Below are 4,948 nucleotides of genomic sequence, written 5' to 3' on the forward strand. Positions count from 1 at the left end.
ACGACTCCTGACTCCTCCCTTTTTATTTATAACTATTCAACCGGACATGATATAACTGATAACTGATAACTGAAATTACCTTTGCCAAAGTTTTCGTAAAGCAGAACTAACTACATCAGAATAACGTAATTCTCCAGACAAAATTTTCGTCATAATAGTAGTAGCACGAGGTCGCTTCACCCCTACTTGATAACCAATATTTGAAAAACGAGAAAATCCTTGAGCTAAACGTTGCGCCCAAACCATATCTTTTCCCCATTCTTCATTAATTATTTGACTGTATTTTTCTAGGGCAAATAAATCTCCATTTAGAGAATTATGAATTGCTGTTGCTGCTTTAATACCTGTAAATATAGAAGGTCTAATTCCTTCCGCAGTAAAAGGGTCAACAATACAAGCTGCTTCTCCAGCTAAAACTGCTTTTTGAGTATGTAATTTTTGATTCCCATTCCATAAACATAAAGGATGACCAAACTTCTGAACATTTTGAATATTTACCTCAAACATCGTGGCATATTCTGTTAATAATGTTCCAAAATTTTGACCGTGTTTTCGCCAAAATGTACCGACTCCTATTGAATATCCATCAGCTTTAGGAAAGTTCCAAACATAGCCATTATTTAACATTCCAAATTCAAAATAAGCACTATCAATTTGTTGATTTTTCACTGGTACTTCTATTTCCATTGCTCCACCAGCAAACCGTTTACGATTTTTAAAGCCTAACCATTTTGCCATAGAACCTTTAGCACCATCAGCAGCAATTAAATAGGGAGAAGTAAATGATTGATTATTTGTATAAACTTGCCAATTATTGTGCTTAAATTCTATGCCGATAACTGGAGTTTTATCTCTAATTTCTGCTCCCTGTTTTTGCGCTTGCTGAACGATAAAATAATCAAAAACTTCACGGCGTACCATCCAAATAGGTTGTTGATTTTGTAGTTTTACCTCTACTAAATCGCCTTTTTTCCAAGTATAACGAATGGAGTTAATTTTCAGAGAAATAGCAGGTGAAAAATCAAAATCAAACCATTCTTGAACAATAGGAGAAACTCCACCTCCACAGGGTTTATATCGGGGTAAAGTTTCTTTTTCTAAAACTAATACAGAACGTCCGTATTTTGCTAAATGATATGCCGCACTTGCTCCTGCGGGTCCGGAGCCAACTATGATACAATCAAACATTTTAATTAGGGAGTAGGGAATAGGGAATAGGGAATAGGGAATAGGGAATAGGAAATAGGAAATAGGAAATAGGAAATAGGAAATAGGAAATAGGGAGTAGGAAGAAGTCATATCATGTCCGGTTGAATAGTGATAATTACAAGCTAGTAGTTTTGCTCTAGCCCGATAATATAACAAGATGAAATGATTTGTGAGAAAAATTGTAGGGGTTTAGTTTTCAAATCCCATTATGTTGACTAGGGTTTGGAGACCAAACCCCTACGATAAAATCTTACAACCTATTTAGAATTGCTATAGATAGATATTTCTCAAGTCCTACTACAAATAAAAATTTTTTATCACTAATTATCCGGATATAATATAATATCAAATCCGGTAGTATCGGTAGACTTCAAGACGGTAGGGGTTTGGTCTCCAAACCCTCTAAAAACTAGGAGTTTTCACCAATGAGGATTCATAATTTATATATGATTAAGTGCATAAATATTAGAGTATCAGTTATCCTTAAAGTTTAATAATTTCTATCATAATAATCTCTATAATAATTTCTCCTTTCTAACTCTCTACCATCAGGCCCAATATTCCCGTACCTAATCCATTTTGGTTCCACTGGTTTAGCTTCAATAGTAGGTTTGCGATCGTAAAAACTGGGTTTTTTAGGAAAATCTTTAACTGGCATATCCTCAACTACCTCCCTCATAAACAGTTGCCAATTATATGCTGCCGTACTACTCACACCCCAAGTAGGTTTGTTATCATCATTCCCTAACCAAATTCCAGTTGCCACTTGGGGAATATAACCAATAAACCACAAATCTCGCGCCTCCTCAGTCGTACCTGTTTTACCTGCTACAGGGCGATCATACAAATAAGCATTCGCCCCGCTACCATATTTCACAACATTCTCCAACATCCAGGTAACAATTGCTGCAGTATCCTTATCTAACACCTGCTTTGGTTTAAAATTAACGTCATAGATAACTTCACCATTTTGATTAATTATTTTTTTGATTCCATGAGCAGGAATATACTTACCCTGTGCAGCAAAAGTCGCATAAGCATTTGTCAACTCTAATAAATTCACCTCCCAAGTACCCAACGCCATAGAATAAGTAGCTTTAACCTCAGATTTAATCCCCATATCCTTAGCTAACTTAATCACAGGTTCAAACCCCACATCCATCAATACCTGTACTGCCACCACATTGATAGAATATGCCAAAGAATCAATCATCGATCGCCAACCAGCATACCTTTTACCATAATTTTTCGGTTTATAACCATCTACTGTCAATGGTAAGTCTCGATAACCATCAGTGGGAGGAAAACCAGCAGCAACAGCAGCAGCATAAACAAAACTTTTAAAAGTCGAACCTGGTTGACGTTGCGCCTGAATAGCTCGGTTAAATTCGCTCTCGGCAAAATCTCGACCTCCTACTAATGCCTTCACCTCTCCATTAGTAGAGTCAATAGCAACTAATGCTGCCTGATCGAACCCTTGGCGATCGCCATCAATATCAACAGCTTCTTCAATTATCTTTTCTCCTATTTCTTGCCAACTTCTATCCAGAGTAGTTTCCACTGTCAACCCCCCTCTTGCCAAAACTTCTGGGGAAACATATTTGGGTAACTCTTTCTGAATATAGTTAGCAAAATATGGAGCTTCTACTATCAGACGTTTTGGCGCACTAGGTTGTACTGCCATAGGTTTAGCGATCGCTGTTTTTGCCCGCTCATCAGAAATTAAACCTGCTGCTTTCATTTCCGCTAATACTAAATTTCGGCGATCTTTAGCTGCTTCCGGGTTAACCAATGGCGAATATTGACTAGGTGCAGGAGGCAAACCTGCCAAAGTTGCCATTTCTGCTAAAGTTAGACCGGATACTGGTTTGCTAAAATAAACCCAAGCAGCATCAGCTACACCATAAGCACCGGAACCCAGATAAACTATATTTAGGTATAGTTCCAAAATTTCTTCTTTAGATAACTCCTTTTCCATTTTCCAAGCTAACATTGCTTCTCGGAGTTTCCGCCAAATAGTTTGTTCCATATCCAGGAAAACCATCCGCGCCAACTGTTGGGTAATAGTGCTACCCCCTTGAACTACATCTCTAGCAATTATATTAAATACAAATGCTCTAATAATTCCCCGATAATCAACTCCTCTATGTTCATAAAAACGTCTGTCTTCAATAGCAATAAAAGCTTGAACTAAAGGAGTAGGAATATCTTCTAATTTAATTTTTTCTCTAGTAGCAGGTCCGGTTTGTTGGATAATTTTACCATCGGCGGCTTTTATTGTTAAAGTACCGTCTCTACTATAGGAAGAAATATCAGTAATTGCTGGTAAACTTTGCTCTAATTTTCGCCACTGCCAACCACCATAAATAACAATACTACTAACTCCAATCAAACCTAATCTTAGCCACAGCTTTCGACTAAATACAATTCCTTTTATATTTATATTCTTCCTATTTTTACTGTTCTTTTTTAGGGTATCATTAGCTTGTTTTTTCTGTTTTTTTATATCATCAAATTTTGGTGCTTGTAGAGGATCTTCAAATTTTTTACTCAACATCTTTGATACAGGGTTGAAATTATTTTTATTCCTCCTACCTTGAGACTCTATATACTTAGATTTTCTGATAATATTCGCTTCTGTTTCTGAGAATATTTCTTGAATATTTTTCTGTTCTTTATCAGTCACTTTTTTCCTTTTATATTTATTTTGTTATTATTAAGTAAGATTTTATTAGTTATATCAAATCCACTAGCACTGTAGTGTTTTGGTGACCAAACCCTACTACCTCAAAGGTTTATACTACTAATGAATCTATGATTTTATCATCTAAAGTCGAGAGATTTAATATTAAATGCTTATCAAAAATATTATGTTTCTATAAGGGCACTATCAAAAAGTTTTTGTTTGTAGTTGCGCTTTAGCGCCTTCAGATATATTTGGCGTAGTTAGCAAAACTACGAGCTATTATTATCAGTGTTTGACCATAAAAAATAGAAAGAGCAAAGACTAGGGAATAGAAAACCTATAATTCTCAGATTACTTTTATAGCAGTTTTCATGTTTTTTAGAGTACAGAGATTTGAGTTTAAAGGAAGAAGGCTCATATTATCTAGGAGAGAAGGAAGAAGTTTTATAGTCAACATGAGTGAAAACCGCTATAATATCATGTCGGGTAGCATCGGTATTGTATAGAGAAGGTAAGGAAGAAGCAAGAAGCAAGAAGTAGTAAGAGAAGGAAAAATCTTGGATCAGGTAGATATTTACCCAACTTTTACACAAACGATACCAACGGACATGATATAACTTTTGACTTTTGAATTTATAACTTTCCCTCTTCCAAAGAAAGTTGAGAAAATTGTAATTTATAGAGATAAGCATACCTCCCTTTTTTCAGTTCTCAGTTCTCAGTTCTCAGTTCTCAGTTCTCAGAAATTACTTTTGACTTTTGAATTTATAACTTTCCCTCTTCCAAAGAAAGTTGAGAAAATTGTAATTTATAGAGATAAGCATACCTCCCTTTTTTCAGTTCTCAGTTCTCAGTTATCAGTTATCAGTTCTCAGAAATTACTTTTGACTTTTGAATTTATAACTTTCCCTCTTCCAAAGAAAGTTGAGAAAATTGTAATTTATAAAGATAAGCATACCTCCCTTTTTTCAGTTATCAGTTATCAGTTCTCAGAAATTACTTTTGACTTTTGAATTTATAACTTTCCCTCTTCCAAAGAAAGTTGAGAAAATT

General features: G+C 35.3%; 2 protein-coding genes. Both read right to left on the reverse strand.

Annotated features, from left to right (window positions below; genetic code table 11):
- Positions 1-75: 75 nt before the first annotated feature.
- Positions 76-1,188, reverse strand: a complete 1,113-nt coding sequence (locus tag ACP6PK_RS28845) for a geranylgeranyl reductase family protein (RefSeq protein WP_426564851.1) — start codon at positions 1,186-1,188, stop codon at positions 76-78.
- Between the two features lie 511 nt (positions 1,189-1,699).
- The gene (locus tag ACP6PK_RS28850; RefSeq protein ID WP_426564853.1) at positions 1,700-3,895 is read right to left on the reverse strand and encodes a transglycosylase domain-containing protein; all 2,196 of its coding nucleotides are present in this window, start codon (positions 3,893-3,895) and stop codon (positions 1,700-1,702) included.
- Between the last annotated feature and the right edge of the window lie 1,053 nt (positions 3,896-4,948).

The organism is Dapis hubbardiae BLCC-M172 (genome assembly GCF_050016015.1).
In the GTDB taxonomy this organism is placed as follows: Bacteria; Cyanobacteriota; Cyanobacteriia; order Cyanobacteriales; family Microcoleaceae; genus Trichodesmium.

What these genes read in the sequence shown, in the direction of transcription:
- ACP6PK_RS28845 (WP_426564851.1), bottom strand. Translation starts at nt 1,188, where the DNA reads ATGTTTGATTGTATCATAGTTGGCTCCGGACCCGCAGGAGCAAGTGCG.